13 protein-coding genes and 2 pseudogenes are annotated in these 19,103 nt (G+C 63.7%); 6 read left to right on the forward strand and 9 right to left on the reverse strand.

The genetic code is table 11. The annotated features are described in order from the left end of the window. Positions 1-1,867: pseudogene (locus ACILRB_RS10430) on the forward strand (hypothetical protein); the annotation flags it as partial. Between the two features lie 325 nt (positions 1,868-2,192). On the opposite strand, the gene ACILRB_RS10435 reads toward ACILRB_RS10430, so the two are convergent. From ACILRB_RS10435 to ACILRB_RS10465, 7 genes are all read right to left on the reverse strand, one after another. Beyond that, a complete protein-coding gene (locus ACILRB_RS10435) occupies positions 2,193-3,839 on the reverse strand; it encodes a GMC family oxidoreductase (RefSeq protein ID WP_395666232.1) in 1,647 nt (548 codons plus the stop codon). Then, positions 3,829-4,485 carry a gluconate 2-dehydrogenase subunit 3 family protein gene (locus tag ACILRB_RS10440; RefSeq protein ID WP_395666233.1) on the reverse strand — a complete coding sequence of 219 codons (657 nt, stop codon included), beginning with the start codon at positions 4,483-4,485 and terminating at the stop codon, positions 3,829-3,831. Before ACILRB_RS10440 ends, ACILRB_RS10435 begins: the two co-directional genes overlap by 11 nt. Then, positions 4,478-5,515 carry a hypothetical protein gene (locus ACILRB_RS10445; RefSeq protein WP_395666234.1) on the reverse strand — a complete coding sequence of 346 codons (1,038 nt, stop codon included), beginning with the start codon at positions 5,513-5,515 and terminating at the stop codon, positions 4,478-4,480. Before ACILRB_RS10445 ends, ACILRB_RS10440 begins: the two co-directional genes overlap by 8 nt. Next, a complete protein-coding gene (locus ACILRB_RS10450) occupies positions 5,512-6,609 on the reverse strand; it encodes an enolase C-terminal domain-like protein (protein WP_395666235.1) in 1,098 nt (365 codons plus the stop codon). Before ACILRB_RS10450 ends, ACILRB_RS10445 begins: the two co-directional genes overlap by 4 nt. A 6-nt stretch (positions 6,610-6,615) precedes the next feature. Continuing rightward, complete coding sequence (locus tag ACILRB_RS10455) at positions 6,616-8,397, reverse strand: thiamine pyrophosphate-requiring protein (protein ID WP_395666271.1); 1,782 nt, start codon at positions 8,395-8,397, stop codon at positions 6,616-6,618. A gap of 78 nt (positions 8,398-8,475) precedes the next feature. Then, entirely contained in the window at positions 8,476-9,360 is an 885-nt protein-coding gene (locus ACILRB_RS10460) for an SMP-30/gluconolactonase/LRE family protein (RefSeq protein WP_395666272.1), read from the reverse strand. Between the two features lie 137 nt (positions 9,361-9,497). Next, positions 9,498-10,493, reverse strand: a complete 996-nt coding sequence (locus ACILRB_RS10465) for an SDR family oxidoreductase (protein ID WP_395666236.1) — start codon at positions 10,491-10,493, stop codon at positions 9,498-9,500. A gap of 387 nt (positions 10,494-10,880) precedes the next feature. Here ACILRB_RS10465 and ACILRB_RS10470 point away from each other — a divergent pair, with 387 nt between their 5' ends. Genes ACILRB_RS10470 through ACILRB_RS10490 form a run of 5 tightly spaced genes read left to right on the forward strand, consistent with a single transcriptional unit; the run spans position 10,881 to position 16,522 of the window. After that, on the forward strand, positions 10,881-12,656 hold the full coding sequence (locus ACILRB_RS10470) for a glycoside hydrolase family 15 protein (protein WP_395666237.1): 1,776 nt from the start codon (positions 10,881-10,883) through the stop codon (positions 12,654-12,656). Beyond that, positions 12,653-13,507: a COX aromatic rich motif-containing protein gene (locus ACILRB_RS10475; RefSeq protein WP_395666238.1), complete on the forward strand. Its 855-nt coding sequence runs from the start codon at positions 12,653-12,655 to the stop codon at positions 13,505-13,507. The genes ACILRB_RS10470 and ACILRB_RS10475 overlap by 4 nt, the downstream gene beginning before the upstream one ends. Continuing rightward, complete coding sequence (locus ACILRB_RS10480) at positions 13,504-15,588, forward strand: cbb3-type cytochrome c oxidase subunit I (RefSeq protein WP_395666239.1); 2,085 nt, start codon at positions 13,504-13,506, stop codon at positions 15,586-15,588. Before ACILRB_RS10475 ends, ACILRB_RS10480 begins: the two co-directional genes overlap by 4 nt. Further along, positions 15,585-16,211 (forward strand): cytochrome c oxidase subunit 3, encoded by a 627-nt coding sequence (locus ACILRB_RS10485; protein ID WP_395666240.1) that lies wholly within the window; start codon positions 15,585-15,587, stop codon positions 16,209-16,211. The genes ACILRB_RS10480 and ACILRB_RS10485 overlap by 4 nt, the downstream gene beginning before the upstream one ends. Continuing rightward, positions 16,208-16,522, forward strand: coding sequence for a cytochrome o ubiquinol/quinol oxidase subunit IV (locus ACILRB_RS10490; RefSeq protein WP_395666241.1), 315 nt, complete (start codon positions 16,208-16,210; stop codon positions 16,520-16,522). The genes ACILRB_RS10485 and ACILRB_RS10490 overlap by 4 nt, the downstream gene beginning before the upstream one ends. A gap of 178 nt (positions 16,523-16,700) precedes the next feature. Here the strand turns inward: ACILRB_RS10490 and ACILRB_RS10495 are convergent. Together ACILRB_RS10495 and ACILRB_RS10500 are read right to left on the reverse strand one after the other, a co-directional pair. Beyond that, a pseudogene (locus ACILRB_RS10495) lies at positions 16,701-17,453 on the reverse strand (IS5 family transposase). 126 nt (positions 17,454-17,579) lie between these two features. Next, entirely contained in the window at positions 17,580-18,788 is a 1,209-nt protein-coding gene (locus ACILRB_RS10500; RefSeq protein WP_395666242.1) for a tyrosine-type recombinase/integrase, read from the reverse strand. Between the last annotated feature and the right edge of the window lie 315 nt (positions 18,789-19,103).

The following is a 19,103-nucleotide window of genomic DNA, read 5'->3' on the forward strand; positions in this document are numbered from 1 at the left end:
GGCGCGCGACGCGGCGCTGGCCGAGCTCGGCCGGCGCTATGGCGCGCCGGACGCGGGCGCCGCGGCGGCGCAGGAGACGAGGCGCGCCGAGCTCCGCTCGGTCGAGCGGCTGACGCGCGAGGCCGACGCCCTCGCCGACCGGCGCTCGGGCGAAGCCGAACGCCTCGCCGCCCTGAGCCTCGCCGAACGCGAGCGCGCCGAGACTCGGGCCGTGCTCGGCGAGCATGAGCGCGCGCTCGAGACGCTCGCGGCGCTGGCCGCCGAGAAAGCCGCCGCCTGGGAGACCGTCTGGCCCGACGCCGCGCGCCACGGCGATCTCGCGCGCCTGAGGCGCGTCGTCGGCGCGCGGGCCGAGCTTCTGCGCGACCATGCGGCGTTTCGCGCCGAAGCCGACGCGCTCGCCGCCGAGGAGGCTGCGCTCGAGGCGCGGCTCGAGGCCCTGCGTCTCGCCGAAGCGCGGCTCGGGCTCGACGGCTCCGCCGCGCTTTCCGCCCGCGCCGAGGCCGCGAGCGCGGCGGCGCGTCGTCATGCGTCGGACCATGGCGATTTCCGCGCCGACCAGCGCCAGCTCGACGATCTCGCCCAGACGATCGAGTCCGTGGGCGTGCGTCTGCGGGCGCGTCTCGCCGACGAGGCGCGCTGGCGCCTGCGCTTCGCCCCCGCGCTCGCCGCGCTCGGCGCGCCGCCGGACACGAGCCCGCAGGAGGCCGACGCGCTCGCCAATCTCTGGGCCGAAGCGCGCGAGAGCTTCAAGGCCATCGACCTCACCCGCCGGCGGCTCGACGGCATGGACCGCGACGCCGCCGAACTCGCGGCGGACGTGGCCGACATAGCGGCGCGGGTGTCTTTCGAGCTGCCGGCCGATCCCGTCGCCGCCGCCCGCCTCCTTGAGGGGCGCGCCGCCGCGGCGCGCGAGACGACGGCGGCGCGCAAGAGCCTCGAAGGCGAACGCCCCGAACGGCTCGCCGAGAAGGCGGCGGCGGAGAAGCTCGCGGCCGCCGCACGGGCCGGCGTCGCGGAGCTTTGCGCCCACGCCGGATGCGCCGAGGCCGAGCTTGCGCCGCTCGCGGCGCGCTGCGCCGAACGGCTGGCGCTGACGCGCGGCCGGCGCGACCATGAAGCGCTGCTCGCCAGCGCCGGAGACGGCTTCGCGCCCGCCGAACTGCGCGCCGAGCTTGCGGGACGCTCCGACGAAGAGATCGCCGAAGCCGCGTCGGCGCTCGACGCGGAAAAGGCGCGATGCGCCACGGAGCTCGAGGAGGCGCGCGCGGCGTTGCAGGATTGCGAGCGCGAGCTGCGCGCGCTCGAGGCCGGCGGCGGCGTCAATGACGCGACCGCCGCGCGCGAGGCCGCCGCCGCCGAGATGCATGGCGCGCTGGAGCTGCATCTTGAGGCCGCGCTCGCCGAAGACCTGTTGCGCGAGGCGATGTCGCGGCTGCGCGAGCGGCGCAAGGATCCGATGCTGGCGCGCGCCGGCGAATTGTTCGCGGCGGCGACCCGCGGCGCCTTCTCGGGCGTCGCAAGCGACGTCAATGAGGCGGGGGAGCCGAGCGTCGTCGGACGGCGCGCGGACGGGCGCGTCACGCCGGTCGGACAGATGAGCGACGGCGCGCTCGACCAGCTCTATCTCGCCTTCCGCATCGCCAGCGTCGAGCGCCATGCGGCGGCGGCCGAGCCCATTCCCTTCATCGCCGACGATCTTCTGGTGCATTTCGACGACGCGCGTGGCGCGGCGACGCTCGACCTTCTGGCGCGGCTCGGCGAGACAACGCAGACGCTTCTGTTCACGCACCACAACAGCGTGCGCGAGCGGGCGGCGGCGCTCGAAGCCGAAGGGCGGGCGGCGCTCGTCGAACTGGCCCGTTAGCTTGAAAGCCGACGCATATCGTTGAAGGTATGTTGTCGTTTCGCTGTGGTCCGGGTCGCCTGTCGCAGTCTTCCACAGGCGGGGGCATGGCGAACAGCCCGTTCCGGCGTCCTGCATGTTTTGAGGCCGGGGCGCCGGCGCGACGGTCCCGACGGGCTGTCCGTCAACCCGGGCCAGGTCAAGGCGCTTCGCCCGGCGAGCAGGGCAAAAAAGGGGCGTGCGCCGAATGGCTGGAGACATCCGCTCGCGTCAGCATGGCCGCAAACCCGCCTGGCCGGCGCCCACAGCCGGTCCGCGCGACGACATGGCGCGCCGAGGAACTCCATCACGCCAGCTCGCCTCGCCGGGCCATCTGTCCGATCCTTTCCGCAGTCCGCATCGCGATGGCCGTGATGGTCAACGAAGGGTTCACACCCCCGACGGTTGGAAACACGGAGCCGTCGCACACGAACAGGTTAGGAATGTCCCAGCTTCGACAATCCGCATTCACGACGCTGTCCGCCGGCGCAAATCCCATGCGCGCCGTTCCGGCCAAATGGTTCATGTCGTTTTCCTGACGCCAGACATCTTTGGCGCCGACCAGTTGAAGACTGGCGCTCATCTGCTGGAGCGCGTGCCGGATCAGGGCTTTATCGTTTTCGCCCCATGAATACGAAATCCGCGGGATTCTCAGTCCATACTGATCTGTGTCGTCGGCGAGCGTCACGCAATTGTTCTCGTTGGGGAGTTGCTCGCCCACCATCTTCAACCCGACAAGGTGATTGTAGCGCAGCATTTCTTCGTGCAACGCGGCGCCCCAAAGGCCTTTGGAGCCGGTGATGATCGTCATCGCTTCGATCGGCAAAGGACCTTGGGCCATCCAGCAATAACCGCCGTGGAAATCCTTGCGGTCTTCGTAATTCCAATGTTCCGTGATGGTCGTCGAGGGCGGGCCCTTATAGGCGCGCACCGCCTCGTCCATATAACCCCATGCCGCCTGATTGGCCTGGCTCATCAGATAACGTCCGACGAGGCCGCTGCTATTCGCGAGGCCGTCCGGGAATTGGGCGGTGGCCGAGTTCAGCAAGAGCCTGGGCGTTTCGATGGCGTAACCCGCGACGACGAGGGCGCGCGCCTTCTGAAAACGCCAGCGGCCGTCGCGATGGTAATGCACGCCCGTGACCCGGCCGTGGGGCCCGGTCTCGATCCGTCCCACCATGGCGAGGTCGCGGATTTCCGCGCCGGCGGCCAGGGCGCGAGGAATGAACGTGACGAGCTGGCTCTGTTTGGCGTTGGTGGTGCAGCCGAACCGGCAGAAACCACGATAGACGCAAGGGGAACTGTCGCCGTGGGGCGTCGAGACGGTGGCCAGCGGCGTTTCCGTCCAGGCGTAACCCATCGCCTCGGCGCCGCGCGCGAGCAATTGCGCCGCGCCGTTGATGGGATGGGCCCGAAGGGGATAGCGCGGCCGCTTCGGCCCCCAGGGATAGGTGATCGGCCCGGAGATCGAGAGCGCCTGCTCCGCTCGGCGATACCAATCCCACATCTCCCGCCAGTCCAGCGGCCAGTCCACGCCGTAGCCCAGCTGCGAACGCGACTTGAACCATTCAGGACGGAAACGCAGCGACACCATGGCGAAATGCACAGTCGAGCCGCCCACTGCCTTGCCGCTGTTCTTGCCGCCCATCACCAGCGGATTTGCGCCCTCCGAAATGCGGTCGTCATTCCAGTACAGCTTCTCCTGTTCGCTTTCGTCCGAGGCGAAATCTTCAAGCGGGCGAAAGTAGGGGCCGGCGTCGAAGCCGACGACCGTGAAGCCCTGCGCGGCCAAGCCCGCGATCACGGGGCCGCCGCCCGCGCCGGTGCCGACCACGGCGAAGTCGACTTCCTCCGCATCGGAGAATTGGCGCATCGGAACCCAGGCGCCGCGTCGGAAGACGTTGGGCGCCCGTCCTTCGACGGCGCGCGGCGCCGCGAAGGGATCAGCGGACACGGCTGTTCTCCCGCCGCGCTTTGTCTTCACCGCCCGCTGCGGCTTCGACCGGCTCCCAGGAATCCCGCGCATCGAGATCCAAGCGGACATAGCCGCGCGGCGAAGCGGGGCCTCCCCATCCCATCTCGTTCCAGGCTTCCGGATGGGCGTAGTAGCTGCCGATGACGTCGTGGATGACGTGCGAGGTCCAGAACGTGGCCGCCGGCATCCCTTTCAGCGCCTCCGCGACGAACGAGCCGGTCGCCATCCGATGCAACATCGCATCCTGGTCGCCCTGCGTGAGGTGTGCGAAGGGTCGGCCTTTCTCTCGCGTCGCGACCTCGTCCAGCGCGGCCAGCGCCCGCTTCCAGGCTTCCGCCGGCTGCGGCATATCGGCGAAGCGATAGCCCTTGGTTTTGCCTGCCAGCAACTGACGGTCGACATAAGCCGCCAACGGCGCGCGCGGCCGCCCCTCAGGCTGAGGCATCACCCGGTCGCACAGCGCCACGAGTGTCAGCCATTCCTCGGCGGACAAAAACGCCGGGCGCGACGCGACGTCCAGTCGCGCGTCGATCACCTCCCGCGTCTTGTCGTTCCAGGAGGGGGTATTGCGCTTGGACGTCACGTCGTAGCCGGGATATCGCCCGGTCGTGAGCCGATCAGTCATCGGGATTGTCCTGTAGCAGCCCGAGAGCGGCGAGCCCGGCCAGCGCCAGGCCGAAAAACGCGGGAGGGGCAGGCAGCGGCGGCCCGGCCTGAATGTTCTGTCTCCAGTTGCTCCAGCCCCCCATATTGCGCGCCACCCCGATCGCATGAAATCCGACGCCGGCCACACCCAGAAAAGCCGTGAAGCGCAGCCACCAACGCGTCAGCGGCCGTGGTCGATCCGCCTCGCCGACGGCGGCGGCTCCGAGCAAAGCGGCGGCGACAGGCGGCGCCGTGACCGGCAGGAGCATCGCCGGATTGTGAAAGGCGCCTCGGAAATGCAGCAATCCAGCTTCGGCCGTCGTTCCGATGAGACCCGCCCCGGTCAACGCCGCGACCATGCGTCCCGCGGGCGCCCCGAAGACCGACGGCACAGTCCCCGCCGGGTTATCGCGAACGCGCTCCGCCAGAAACCCCGTTATCCCCGAAAGGGCGATCGCCATCGGCGCGCCGAGCGGCGCGCCGTAGAAGATATTCTGCCAGCGAAAGCCTCCCACCCGCTTGCCCACGTTATAGACGTGGAAGGCGGAGCCGACCGCCCCCGTCAATCCAGCCAGGCCATAGATCGAATCCCGCGCCGGATGCGCGCGGCGCGCACGGTCCCGATGGCCGTGAAACGAAGCGAGGATGGTGAGCGCCGAGACGATCAAAGGCGTGTACATCGCCTTGTTCTCGAAGCGGCCGCGATAATGCTCCATCGCGCTGTCGATCAGCACCGAGGCGGCGATCGTGCCCGCGGCGCGGTTCAGCCTCCGAGCGGCGCGGTCGGCCCCGCGTTTATCGGCGACGGGCGAAGCGGGCAACAGCGACGGTCCCCGCGACGGCGGCGTCGGCAAATCGCGCGAGGGCGGCGGAGAAGCCCTGCTGGCGAGCAGCGCAGCGCCCGTCGCCGTTGCGGCGCCCATCAGCGCCAGCGCAGCGAAAATCCCTCCCGTCGGCTGCGCATTGACCGCGGAAACCCGGCGCCGAAGCTCTATCGACTGTTGCTTCATGTCGCATATCGCTCCGCATCTTGCTGCTTGAATTCGAGACCCAAACCTGGACGGCTGAGATCGGGCCGGATCGTTCCATTGTTCGCTATGGGGGCGCCGTCGAACAGCATCTGCTCGATGCGCACATGGTCGTGAAACCATTCGAGGTGGCGCAACCGCGGCACGGCGCAGGCACAGTGCAAATGCAGCGCCGGCGCACAATGGCCCGACAGATCGATGTGATGAGCGTCGCACAGCACGCCGGCCTGCACGAAGCCGGTGACGCCCACACAGCGGGACGCGTCCGCCTGCTGCACATCCACCGCCTGGCGCGTCAGCATGCGGCGCACGTCGTCGGTGTTATAGGAATATTCGCCGGCGGCGATGTCCATGCAGGACGGCGCCCCGGCCCGCACCTGCGCCAGTCCGTCCAGATCGTCGGACGAGACGGGCTCCTCGAACCAGGCGACGCCGGCCTCGGCCGCAAAAATGTCGGCGAACCGCAGCGCCTTCTTCACAGACAGCGCGCCATTGGCGTCGACAAACAGGGCGGCGTCGCCAATGGCGCTCCTGGCCACCCTCACGCGGCGCGGATCGTCTTCCGGGTCAGCGCCGATCTTCATCTTGACGGCCCGACAACCATCCCGCTCGACCCATCCGGCGAGTTGCCGCGTCAGCTGCGCGTCGTCGTAGGAGGTGAATCCGCCACTGCCGTAGATCGGAACCTCCTCGCGCGCGCGCCCTAGCAGATCGACGAGCGGCAGGCCAAGCAGTTTTGCCTTGAGATCCCAGAGCGCCGCATCGACGGCGGAGATGGCTGTCGCCGCGAGGCCGGAGCGGCCCATGTTCCGCACGGCGTTCAACATCAGGCGATGACAATGGGGAATGTCGAACACGTCCCGTCCATGCAGCGCCGCCGCGAGCGTATCCTTCACCAAACCGACGCTCGCTTCCGCGCTATAGGTGTAGCCAAGACCACGGACGCCGCCCGCCTCGACGGTCACGACGACCAGAGTCGTTTTCCGCCAAGCAAAAGTGCCGTCCGCCTCGGGCGCGTCCGTCGGCAGCGTGTAGGCACGAGCGGTGATGGCTCCGACCGGCGCGTTCGATCTCATGAGCGTCTACCGGTGCGGGAGGATGGTGGAGATCAGCTCCTTTGCCGAGTTCTTCAGCACGCTGCCCAGCTCCGGCTCGCTTGGCATCATCGTCATGAAGTGTTCAGCGTCCTTCAGCGTGATGTGGGGCGGCAGCGGCGGCACATTGGGATCGGTGTAAAACTCGAGGATCACCGGGCGGTCCGAGGCCAGCGCCTCGTCCCAGCTCGCGCCGACCTTATCGGGGTCGTTGCAGAAAATTCCCTTCAGTCCGAGCAGCTCCGCATATTTGGCGTAGGGGAAATCGGGGATCGATTGTGTGCTTTCCGTCTTCCCGTCGCCCAGCTGCACGCGCTCCTCCCAGGTAACCTGGCTGAGATCGCGGTTATTCAGCACCATCAGGATGAAATGCGGGTTTGGCCACGTCTTCCAGTATTTGGAAACCGTGATCATGACGTTCATGCCGTTCATCTGCATCGCTCCGTCGCCGATCGTGCCGATCACGACCCGGTCCGGATAGGCCATCTTCGCGGCCACCGCATAAGGCGTCGCAGCGCCCAACGACGCGAGCGAGCCCGAGAGCGAGCCCTTCATGCCCCGCCGAAACTTCAGGTCGCGCCCATACCAGTTGGCGACCGACCCGCTATCCGCGGTGACGATGCAGTTTTCAGGCAGGCGCGGCGACAGCTCCCAGAACACGCGTTGGGGATTGATCGGGTCGGCCGAATCCATCGCGCGGCTTTCCAGCACCTTCCACCATGCGTCGAGATTCTCCTTGATCTTGCCGCGCCAGGTCGCGTCGGCCTTTTGCTCAAGCATCGGCAGCAGCGCCTTCAGCGTCTCCGCGCTGTCGCCGACAAGGTTGACCTCCATCGGATAGCGAAGGCTGAGCTTGTCGCCCTTGATGTCGATCTGCACGCCGCGGGCCTGTCCGGGCTTGGGCAGGAACTCGCTGTAGGGAAAAGCCGAGCCGACCATCAGCAACGTGTCGCAATCCTGCATCAGATCCCAGGACGGCTTTGTGCCAAGCAGGCCAAGCCCGCCGGTGACGAAGGGAAGATCATCGGGCACCGCCGCCTTGCCCAGCAGCGCCTTCGCCACGCCCGCGCCCAACCTGTCTGCTACGGCGATCACTTCATCGGTAGCTTCAAGGCACCCCGCCCCGACCAGCATGGCGACCTTCTTGCCTGCGTTCAGAACCTCGGCGGCGGCGCGAAGGCCGCTGACATCGGGCGCCCTGCTCTCCGCCGGAAATCCGACCCCCGTGTGCGTCGCGCCATGTGCGAGCGGCGGATCCTCATACGGCATCAATTGCAGATCGTTGGGCAGGATGACGCATGTGACGGACCGCTTGTTCTGCGCGATACGCACGGCGCGGTCCACCATGTGCCGCACCTGGCTCGGCACAGTTCCAATGGCGACATAATCGCTCGCCACATCCTTGAACAACGAGACTAGGTCGACTTCCTGCTGGTAATCCGCGCCGAGCGCGCTGCGAGCCTGTTGTCCGACAATGGCGACCACGGGCTGGTTGTCCATCTTCGCGTCGTAGAGGCCGTTCAGCAGGTGGATCGCGCCCGGACCCGACGTGGCATAGCAGAGGCCTACCCCGCCGGTGAACTTGGCGTGAGCGGAGGCCATGAAGGCGGCCATTTCCTCATGCCTTACCTGGACATATTCCATGTCGGGCAGCGCCTTCTGGAGCGCGACGTCGAGGCCGCCGACGCCGTCGCCCGGATAACCGTAGACGCGCTTCAGGCCCCATTCCCGCAGGCGCTTCCAGACAAACTCGCTGACGTTGATCGACATCATGTTCCTCCATGAAAGCGGAGCGCAACGCAATCTGCTCCCCCTCAGGTCCGGACAAGGGCACGGCGGCTGCGACGGTTAAGGGCCTTGCAGCGTGCAGGGACGAGCCACGCCCCGAACGCCGGGCCGAAGTCGGAACAGCCCGCCCGCATGGGGCTCTCGCGCGAGCTGTTCGGGGGTTAGATTCTGCCGCGCGCTGGTCACCACCATCTCGTCAAGGTCGCGTCCGACGAAGGCGCACATCGTCGGCTGGCTCACCGGCAACGCCACACGCAATATGAGACGCCCGGCGGCGTCGTAACGATGCAGCGCGCCGCCGCCATGAACGGCGCACCAGTAGCAGCCTTCCTCGTCCATCGCCGCGCCGTCAGGGACGCCAGCGTCCGACGAGATGTCGACGAAACGCTCCGGCTCTCCGACCGTGCCTGACCCGAGATCGTATGGAGCGCGAAACACGGCGCCCGCGCGCGAGTGCGACCAGTAGAAAGCGGCGCCGTCTATGCTCCAGGCGAAGCCATTGTGCAGATCGCTCCGGTCCTGACCCGCCGTGAGACCATGCGCGAAAGTAAAGCAATGCATAGCCGCCGCCCGCTTGGCGACGGCCGCGCCGGACGATGGATCGAACATGACGCCGATCCAGAATCGACCGCAACCGTCGCAAATCCCTTCATTGAATCGGAACTCCGCAGGATCAAAGGGAGGCGTGGCGAGCGGGAACGCTTCGCCCGTCGCAAAATCCAGCTGGAACAGGCCATCCCGTAGCGCCACGACCGCAGCCGCTTGATCCTCCAGCAGCGCGAACGCGCCAATATCGGATTGGACATGCCAATGGCTGTGCGCGCCGTCCGCGCTGACGCAATGCAAGGCCGGCTCCTTCACGTCGATCCAGTAGATTGCGTTCGTGGCGCCGAACCAGGTCGGACACTCCCCGATGGAAGCTTGACAATCCAGCCACAGGTCCACGTCCGGCAAGACAGACTCCTCAGTCACACAACCGGAACGACTCAGATGCACGGACATAACGCCCACTCAAAAGCGAGGTTCCGGAACTGAACGCCCAGCGGCGAATAATGATGAGCGCACTGGTTTCGCTTAACGGCCTAACTTGCAAGGCGCTTGGTAATCCCGCGCAGCGCGGCGCCCGCCACCAACGTCAATGTCACGACCACAGCCGCGCGGTGCCGGTTAGTAAACATCTCCCAGCTTACATTGCGCGCCCGCGCGTCAAACCGTCCATGTGCGCCATAAGGTCCCGGCACAGGCTTGAACAGGTTAGCCGGCGCATCTGCGGATTTCTTCTCGTCGGTGAGCTGGCCGGAATACCCGGCCGTGGCGAGGTAGCGATCAAGGAGACCGGGCGCGATCATGTTCGCGAGAATCGCCTTGACAGTCGGCCAGCCAACCCACACGTCACGGCGCTTGTGCGTGGCTGCGAAATAAATAGCGCGCGCCGCGACTTCGGGTTGATAAATCGGCGGCACGGGCTGCGGCCGGCGGTCGGTCTTGTTCATCGCCCAATCGAATTGCGGCGTATTTACCGCGGGCAGGTCCACGATGGTGAGCTGGACATCAAGGTTGTCGTGGATGATCTCGGACCGCAGACTATCCGTGAAACCACGGATCGCCGCCTTCGCGCCGCAATAGATCGCCTGTAGTGGAACAGAACGATAGGCGAGCGCCGAGCCTATATTGACGATGACGCCCCTGTTTCGAGTTCGCATCCGTTTCAACGCGGACATCATGCCATGCGCCTGGCCGAGATATGTGACGCGGGTGCCGCGTTCGACCTCGGCAGCCGAAACTTCGCTCACCGCCCCAAAGACAGTCGCCATGGCGACGTTGACCCAGGTGTGGATCGGCCCCAGCTCACGCTCCACCTCATCTGCCGCAGCCTCTACCGCCGTGGCGTCCGCGACGTCGGTGGGAATGGCGAGGGCACGCACGCCATAGCGCTCGGCGAGTTCAGCCGCAGCCGTCTTCAGCCTGGCGACGTCGCGGCTGAGCAAGGCTACCGACCAGCCGTGGTTGGCGAACTCCTCGGCGACAGCGCGCCCCACCCCCGCGCCCGCGCCCGTAATAACGACGATTTGCGGCATGCGCGCAGCTCCTTTGATGACAATGACGCAGCGCGCCGCGTCGACGCGATGCGCAGACGGCGCGAGGGCCGGGCCGCACCACGACACACATAAGCGGCAAAGATGCCGGAGGGCGCCGCATTTTGATGCAACTACATATTCAACAGGTAGACCGTTCCCCTGTTCCCAACCTGAGAAAGATCGACGGATAACATATTGTTTAACGACTTCTTTAATTGTTCTGGAGCGTCAGCGCGGAACCTGGGCAGTCGGCCGGCGTTCAACGTGGCGTCTCTCCGAATTTCGATCGGTTAGAACGCTTGGCGCTCCCAATGGCTCGTCCCTGCCGCGATGACGCAAAGGATTTCTGCCACATTGCTTGTCGATTGAAATTGAAGGATCGATCTCGTGACATCGCCCATCCAGGACTACGCGATCATTGGCGACGGTCGTACATGCGCGCTGGTGTCCGCGAGTGGATCCATCGATTTTCTGTGTTGGCCCCGTTTCGACAGCGACGCCTGCTTTGCCGCGCTATTAGGCAACGAACGTCACGGCCATTGGCTCCTTTCGCCATCGGATTATGTTCGCGACACGACACGGCGATATCGCGGAGAAACATCAATTCTTGAAACCGACCATCGCGCGGATACGGGCCATGTGCGCGTGACGGAGTTCATGTCATGGGATGAACGCCCTTCGTCAATCATCCGGATCGTGGAAGGCCTCGCGGGCAAAGTGCACATGGCGATGTCGTTGAGGCTGCGGTTCGGCTATGGCCAGATTCCCCCTTGGACGCAGCATCACGAACGTGGCGCCATGTTTGAGATTGGACCCGATCGTGTCGTCCTCGATTCTCCCGTCGAGCTCATAATCAATGAGGATGCAGTCAGCGCCCGCTTCACAGTCGATGAAGGTGTGAAGATCGCTTTCGTCCTAACTTATTCGCCGGCGACGGCGCGACTGCCGGAGCCCTTGACGGTTGACGCCGCGATCGAGACCACCGAGCAGGAGTGGAATGGTTGGATAAGCCGCTTTGGCCAGAGGGGCCGGTGGGATACGGCTATCAAACGCTCGTTGATCACCTTGCGTATGCTGATCGATCGGGAGAGCGGGGGGATGGTCGCCGCCGCCACGCTTGGACTGCCGGAAATTCCAGGCGGATCGGCAAACTGGGATTACCGCTATTGCTGGCTCCGGGACTCGACATTCACGCTGACCGCGTTGCTCAACGCCGGCTTCCATCACGAAGCGACGCGCTGGCGGGACTGGATCCTGCGCGCAGTCGGAGGCCAGCCCGCGGCGATGCAGATCGTCTATCGGATCGATGGCGGACGGAGGCTGCCGGAACGGGACCTGGCGGCGCTGCCTGGCTATCAGGGCGCCACCCCGGTCCGTATCGGAAACGCTGCCGCCGGCCAGACGCAGCTCGACGTGTTTGGCGAACTGATGGACAGTTTCGACGTGCTGGCTAAGGCCGGAATAGAACGCACGCCCCGCGTCGTGCAGGTGGAGACCGCGATCGTCAGCCATCTCGCGAACATCTGGGACCAGCCAGGCGCCGATATCTGGGAACATCGGGCCGACCCGCAATGCTATACCTACTCGCAGGTGATGGCCTGGGTGGGCGTCACTCGCTTCCTCGCAGCGCATGCCGGCGATAATCAAGTCGATCGCGCTTTGTTCGCCCGCCTGGAAGATCTGAGCAGGGTAATCCACCACACCCTGTGCGAACGTGGCTTCAACGCCGACCTTGGGCATTTCGTGCAGCACTATGGCGGAACCAGCCTCGACGCATCGCTCTTGCTGCTACCGCTCGTTGGCTTCCTTCCTGTTGATGATCCGCGTATAGCCGGCACGATCGCGGCGATCGAGCGAGATCTGATGGACGGCGGCCTCGTGCGCCGAAAGCCAAAGACCCCCGAAGGCCGAGACGAAGGCGTCTTCCTCGCCTGTTCGTGCTGGCTTGCAGACTGCTACAAGATGCAAGGACGCGACGACGAGGCGGCGGCATTGCTCGATCGTGTGATCGACGTCGCAAACGATGTCGGTTTGCTCAGCGAAGAATATGACGTTCACAACCGTAGCCTGATCGGCAATATCCCTCAGGCGTTGACGCATCTGGGGCTGGTCAACACCGCGTTGTTCCTTTCAGGACCCGTGATCCAGCGAGCTGGCGGATGATGACATCGCGCGTCTTGCGTGTCTTTTGCCTTATGCCGCTGCTGGTTCTCCTTAGCGGATGCGACGTGCTGGAGCGCGGCGTTATGAACCACGCCGGTCCGATCGCCGCGAGCCAGTGGCGTCTCTGTGTCATCGTGGGAATTGTGCTTGTCTTCGTCGCCGGACCGGTTTTTCTGCTGACGCCGCTGATGGCCTGGCACTATCGGCTGTCCAACAAGCATCACGCATTCCGGCCGAATTGGAATTTTTCCTGGACGCTCGAAGGTTTCATCTGGATACCGCCGACTGGAATCGTCATCGGCCTCGGCATATTGCTGTGGAATTATACCCACATGCTCGATCCGTATAGGCCGATCGAATCAGACCGGCCGGCGCTTCACGTGCAGGCGGTGGCGTTCGACTGGAAATGGCTGTTCATCTACCCCGACGAGGGCGTTGCGACCATTAACCGATTGGCGCTGCCCGTCGACCGGCCGATCCACATCAGCCTGACGAGCGGCACGGTGATGCAGGCGCTGCTGATCCCGCAGCTTGCCGGCCAGATCTATGCGATGGCCGGGATGACGACCCAACTCAATCTTGCTGTTGATCAACCGGGCGCCTATCGCGGGGGGAACACCCAGTTCAACGGCGAGGGCTTTCAGAACCAGAAATTCATCGTGACCGCGCTTTCTCCCGCCGATTTCGACCACTGGGCGGCCAGCGTGCGTGCATCCTCGCATCCGCTCGATCCCAATGCCTATGCCGGGCTGTTCCAAAAATCGTCGCCGTCAGGGCCGGTCGAGTTTTCGTCGGTCCCGCAACATCTATTCCAGACGATCCTCGCCAAATCCACGGAGCCCGGGCGATGACACAAGGCGTCTGGCCCGCGGTGCTGGGCCGCTTTGTGTGGAACGAACTGCCATTCGTGCGCGCGTGGGAACACCCGGCCGCCAGCGAGGTCATCGGCGCAGGCGCGGGGTCGATCGTTATCATCGGAGCCGTCTTCGTCATTGTGCTGATCACGGGCCTCGGCAAATGGCGCTATCTCTGGGCCGAATGGCTCACCAGCGTGGATCACAAGAAAATCGGCGTCATGTACATCCTGCTGGCTTTCGTGATGCTCAGCCGTGCGCTAATCGAGGCGGTGCTGATGCGAATGCAGCAGGCGGCGGCCATCCAGTCTCCCGGCTTCCTGTCGCCTGAACATTTCGCGCAACTGTTCAGCACGCACGGCAGCATCATGATCTTCTTCATGGCGATGCCTTTCCTTGTCGGCCTGATCAATTACGTCATGCCCCTTCAAATAGGCAGCCGTGATGTCGCTTTCCCGTTGCTGAACTCCATCAGCCTGTGGCTGACGGGCGGCGCCGCCGGCTTGATGATGGGGTCGCTCGTCATCGGCGAGTTCTCCACCGGCGGCTGGAGCGGCTATCCACCTTATACCGAGATGGCCTTCAGCCCCGGCGTGGGGACCGACTACTGGATCTGGGCCGTGACGCTGGGCTCGATCGGATCAACGCTCACAGGGATTAATTTCGTCGTCACAATTTACAAGATGCGCTGCCCCGGCATGCGCCTGATGCGGATGCCGCTGTTTGTGTGGACGGCGCTGTGCGCCAGCGTCCTGATGATCTTCGCGATGCCGCCGCTAACCGTCGCAACCGCGCTGCTCGCCCTGGATCGCTATCTGGGATTCCATTTTTTCACGAACGACCTCGGCGGCAACATGATGAACTACGCCAATCTGTTCTGGCTGTTTGGCCACCCGGAGGTCTACATCCTGATCCTGCCCGCGTTTGGCGTCTATTCAGAGGTCGTCTCCACCTTCTCCAGCAAGGAGCTCTATGGCTACACCTCGCTTGTCATTGCGACCGCGGTCATCGCTGTGTTGTCGTTCACGGTGTGGGTCCACCATTTCTTCACCATGGGCCAGAATGCCGACATCAACGCCGCGTTCGGCATCGCGACGATGACGATTGGCGTACCGACGGGCGTCAAGATCTACGATTGGATATGGACGATGTATCGCGGCGAGGTGCGATTCACGGCGCCAATGCTCTACTCGCTCGCTTTCATGATGACCTTCGTGCTGGGCGGCCTCACCGGAATCATGCTCGCCTTTCCGCCCCTCGACTACCTGGTTCACAATACCCTGTTCCTGGTTGCGCATTTCCATAACATGCTGATTCCGGGACTGCTCTACGGAATGCTAGCGGGCTACCACTACTGGTTTCCAAAGGCGTTCGGCTTCCGCCTCAACGAGAAATGGGGGCGCATCTCCTTCGGCTGCTGGGTGGTCGGATTTTACCTTGCGTTCATGCCGCTCTATGTCCTGGGCGCGGCGGGCGTGGCCCGCCGGACAGAAGGGATGTTCGATCCTATATTTCGGCCATGGCTCTATGTCGCTGGCGTCGGCGCGCTGATTCTGTTCGCCGCGCTTGCCGCGCTGGTTGTACAGCTCTGGGTCAGCGTTCGCGAGCGTCACGCCAACGGCGTCTTCGCCGGCGACCCCTGGGACGGTCGCGGGCTCGAATGGTCAACCTCCGCGCCGCCGCCGGAATACAACTTCGCCGTCATTCCGTCAGTCCACAGTCGCGATCCGTTTTTCGATAGCAAGCGGCGGCGCACCGCCTATGCGCCGCCGGCTTCCTACCAAGACATCGAGCTTTCCAGAAACAGCATGACTGGTCCGGTGATCGGGGTCGCCGGCGCTGCAACTGCATTCGGGCTCGTGTGGCACATGTGGTGGCTGGCTGTTATCGGGCTTCTGGCGGTCATCGTCGCAGTCATTGCGCGCAGCGTCGCCCGCGAGACGCGCCGTATCATTCCGGCGAGCGAGATCGAGCGCGCCGAGCAGCGCTGGTTGGGCGCCGTGGCCCGCGCGACGCCAATACCACGCGAGAGAGAGATGGCTTCGGCCAATCAAGGTCTGGCCGAGGTTTCGAGATGAGCTCCAACGAGATCAGGCATGCGGGCCTTAATCTCGGCGCAACCGACGTGCTGACGCACGAGCGAGCGGAAAGAGACGTGTTCGGATTCTGGGTTTTCCTGATGAGCGACGCCGTGCTGTTCGCGCTGCTGTTCGCCACCTACGGCGTTATGTTGCCGGCCACTGCCGGCGGACCGACCCCGTCGAGCGAATACAAGCTTCTTCCCGCCTTTTTCGAAACGCTGGCGTTGCTCACTAGCAGCTTTACGTTCGGGATGGCATCGGTCGCGATGAAGCACTCTGCGTCGCGCCGGCAGCTGCTCGGCTGGATGAGCATAACACTGGCGCTCGGGAGCACCTTTCTTGGCATGGAACTGCACGACTTCGGGACAATGTTCAGTGACGGCGCTTATCCGACCCGCAGCGGATATCTCTCCTCGTTCTTCGCCCTGGCGCCTCTGCATGGGCTTCATGTCTTTTTCGGCGTCGTCTGGATCATCGTGATGATGGTTCAGGTGATGACGTTCGGCCTGGATGCACGCGTCAAGATCAACATCTTGCGGCTCGGCCTGTTCTGGCATTTTCTTGATATTGTGTGGATAGCAATCTTCTCGGTGGTTTATCTCCAAGGACTGATCAGTTGAGCGGCCCGCACAACAGCCGGCGCGATGAGATCCGCTCCTACGTGACCGGCTACTCCCTCGCCCTCGCGCTCACCTGTGCGGCATTTGCAAGCGTGCACTGGAGGGGTTTTACTCCAACGACGACCCTCTGCATCGTATTCGGGCTAGCGCTCCTCCAGATTGTCGTTCACTTTCGCTATTTCCTGCATATCAGTCTCCGTAGATCGGCGCGCGACGATCTGCTGCTGATACTGTTCTCAACGCTGATCGTAATTCTGATGGTTTCGGGAACCCTTGTGGTCCTGTTCAACCTTCGAGAGAGGATGATGTAGCGGTGCGAGATCTTTCATCATGACGGGCGACGATGCTGTGGACGCCGGGACTTTCAACGACTATCGAGAACACACGGTTGGTCCTCGCCGCCGCCACTATCCTTATCTATCCCAGACCTGCCTTTCTCTACGCCTCGTCACTCCCCCTCTAATATTTTTCCCGCCCTAGGGTCCAGACTCATAACCAGTAGCTGACAGTCGCAGCGATGTGGACGGCGGCGAGGAAATTCGCGGCGCTTCTGTCGTACCGCGTTGCGACGCGCCGAAAGTCCTTCAACCGGCAGAACATCCGCTCGATGGCGTTCCGGTTTCGGTAAAGGACTGGCGAAAAGCAGTTTTTCCATTTCCGGTTGGCCTTGGGTGGGATGTTCGGCATCGCGCCGCGATCCTCGACCTGGCGGCGGATGGCGTTGGCGTCATAACCTTTGTCGGCGTGGAGAATGTCGCAGACGGGAAGCTGTGTGAGCAACGCCGCGCCAGCGGTGCAATCGGCGACATGCCCGCCGCTCAGTATGAACGCCAGCGGGCGACACAGGGCATCGGTCAGCGCGTGGATTTTCGTCGTTCGCCCACCCGCGAGCGACCAACCGCCTGATTTTCTCCCCCTTTACCGCCTGCGGCCGAGCTGATGCGCCTTGACCGCCGAACTGTCGATCAGAACCTCGGCCGGTGGCCCGCCCGCTTGCGCAAGAGCTTGAAACAAGGCCGTCCACACGCCTTTTTCCGCCCATCGGACGAAGCGGATTGTAGAGCGTCTTCCTCGGTCCATATTCTGCGGCGTCGATCCATCGACCGCCAGATTTCAGAACTTGAACGATCCGCTGATCACGCGGCGATCATCCACCCGCCGCTTGCCGCGCGTGTTTGTCGGCAGATGCGGCTCGATCTTTGAAAATTGTTCGTCCGTCAGCCAGAACTGATCCCGATTCATCGGCGCTTCCTTTCGGAAGCCGTGAATCACAAACCGCTGATCACGCCAACCATTTTATGGGTCCAGACCCTAAGCCAGTTTTTCGTGCCAAGCATCCAGACGTTACCCAACGCAAGTCCCGGCCTGTCAAAGGGCGGGATCGAGCGCTACAAGGGGCATAGCCGGCGGCAGGACTGTAGGCGTGTACTTGCGGCCCTCTGCCCATGCATCCACCACATCGGCCCATTCCTGCATCATATGACGACGCTGGACCTCGTATTCGGCCTTATTGTAGACCCCTCGCGATGAGCGGCCGTCTTCGTGTGCCAGGCACTTCTCGATCCAGTCGCGGTTAAAGCCCATCTCGTTGAGCAGCGTCGATCCTGTGCGGCGAAGGTCGTGAACGGTAAACGGCTCCAGCGGGAGACCTTGCTTCTTCGCCTGTTCGACGACCGCGTAGGTGACGCGGTTGAAGGTTGCACGCGACATCGGCGCATCCGCATCGTAGCGTGACGGAAGCAGATACCTTGAGTTTCTGGCGCAGGTCTTGAGCGCGATCATGATGTCGAGTGTTTGTCGGCACAGGTAGACATTGTGCGGCTTCGATCGCTTCATGCGCTCCTTCGGAATCGTCCAGACCGCATTCTCGAAATCGACCTCGTCCCAGACGGCGTCCTGCAACTCGCTCTTTCGGACCATGGTCAACAGGTAGAGCTTCATGCCGAGGCGGATCGTTGGCAAGGTCGCCACGTTTTCGAGCTGCTTGAGCATGATGCGGATTTCAGTCGGCGTGAGTGCGCGATCCTTGGGAGCGAAGGTGGCGATCGAAGCGGGGCCAACGTCAGCGGCCGGATTTGCGATCTTCTCGCCGTGGAGAATGGCGTAGCCGTAAATTTGCTTCAAAATGTCTCTGACGTGGATTGCCGTCGCCGGAGCGCCTCGCTCAACAATCTTGGCGCAAAGAGCACGCACATCAGGAGTGATCTCGCTCAGCAAGCGGTTGCGCCAGACGGGCCTCAGCTCCCGCTCGAAGATCGAGCGGCGCATGGCCCGCGTGCTGTCAGCCATCGCGGATGCCGTCAGCCATTTTTCGCCAAATTCACCGAAGCTCTTGGCCTCCTTAATGCGGCGCTTCTCGCGCTGCTTTTCGATCGCGGGGGAACGCCCTTCAGCGATCGCCCGGCGCGCATCGATGCAGAGCTCACGGGCCCGGGCGAGCGAAATCCCATCTCGGGCGTACTTGCCAAGATGGACGGTCTCTCGCCTGCCGTTCAGCCGGCAGTCGAGCCGGAACGAGATACCGCCCGACGGCGCGACGCGGACATACATGCCGTCACGATCTGTTACCTTGTACATTTTGGCTTTTGGTTTCAGTCACTTGAGTGCCGCATCGGTCAACATTTGGGGCCTCCTCGCGGAAAAGTACCGTCAGGCGTTTTTGGGAGGCTTTTGGCGGAAATAATCTTTTATTTTCAGCGCAATATGTCGAAAAAAGTACCGTCATCAGCCTCATTCGCTGTGACGGTACTTTCGTTTTTGCGGATGATCAATGGGGGCCAGGCCCGTCGATGAGGACGGCAAACGCGATCCTTGCCCACCGATAGACACCGATAGGTTCTGGACATATTATTTATTTTTTCAGTGCGTTAGATCGCGCTCTAGCGTATTTTC

The organism is Methylocella sp. (assembly GCF_044226135.1).
GTDB lineage: Bacteria > Pseudomonadota > Alphaproteobacteria > Rhizobiales > Beijerinckiaceae > Methylocapsa.